At 66.4% G+C, this 1,055-nt stretch carries 1 protein-coding gene; it reads right to left on the bottom strand.

Annotation, left to right across the window (positions count from 1 at the left end; all coding sequences use genetic code 11):
• Window positions 1-22: 22 nt before the first annotated feature.
• A complete protein-coding gene (locus I73_RS09695; RefSeq protein WP_234409464.1) occupies window positions 23-1,018 on the bottom strand; it encodes an inorganic phosphate transporter in 996 nt (331 codons plus the stop codon).
• Window positions 1,019-1,055 lie beyond the last annotated feature (37 nt).

The raw sequence follows: 1,055 nt of genomic DNA, 5'->3' as shown, positions 1-1,055 counted from the left end.
CGGCGACAGCGCCCCTGTCCGCTCAGAACATCAGCGTGCTGAAGCCGTAGAACATGGCGGCCACGAAGGCCGAGGCCGGGATGGTGAAGATCCAGGCCCAGACGATGTTGCTGGCCAGCCCCCAGCGCACGGCGGCCGTGGTGCGCACCGAGCCCACCCCGACGATGGCGCCGGTGATGGTGTGGGTGGTGGACACCGGCACGCCCAACGCCGTGGCGATGAACAGCGAGGCCGCGCCACCGGTCTCGGCGCAGAACCCCCCGACCGGCTTGAGCTTGGTCAGACGCTGCCCCATGGTCTTGACGATGCGCCAGCCGCCGAACATGGTGCCCATGCCGATGGCGAAGTAGCAGCACCAGATCACCCAGCTCGGCGGTGCGGCAGCGTCGCTGGCCACATAACCGGCCGCCACCAGCAGCATCCAGATGATGCCAATGGTCTTCTGCGCGTCATTGCCGCCGTGTCCCAGCGAGTACAAGCCGGCGGACAAGAGCTGCAGACGCCGGAACCAGCGGTCCACCTTTCGGGGCGGCGTTCGCCGGCAGATCCAGGACACCAGCACCATCATCAGCGAGCCCAGCACATAGCCCAGCACCGGCGACAGGAAGATGAACAGCACGGTCTTGCCGATGCCGGCCCAGGCCAGCTTGGCCAGCCCGGCCTTGGCGATGACGGCCCCCATGATGCCGCCGATCAGCGCGTGGGAGCTGGAGGACGGAATGCCGTACCACCAGGTGAACGCGTTCCAGAAGATGGCACCGATCAGCGCCCCGAACACCACGTGGTGGTCCACGATGCCGGGCTCGACGATGCCCTTGCCGATGGTGCTGGCCACCTTCAGGTGGAAGATGCCGATGGCGATGACGTTGAACATGGCGGCGAACAACACCGCCTGCTGGGGCTTGAGCACCCCGGTGGAGACCACCGTGGCAATGGAGTTGGCCGCGTCATGGAAGCCGTTCATGAAGTCGAACAGCGGCGCCAGGACGATCAGCAGCACCACGAACCACAGGGCGATGGAACCTTGCTTGCATGCCAGCTCCCCCGCTTCAGGA

The sequence above is a fragment of the Ideonella sp. B508-1 genome, assembly GCF_000333615.1.
Lineage (GTDB): Bacteria > Pseudomonadota > Gammaproteobacteria > Burkholderiales > Burkholderiaceae_C > Ideonella.
The sequence above is the reverse complement of the archived record's forward strand: the minus strand, read 5'-3'. Positions and strand labels throughout refer to the sequence as shown.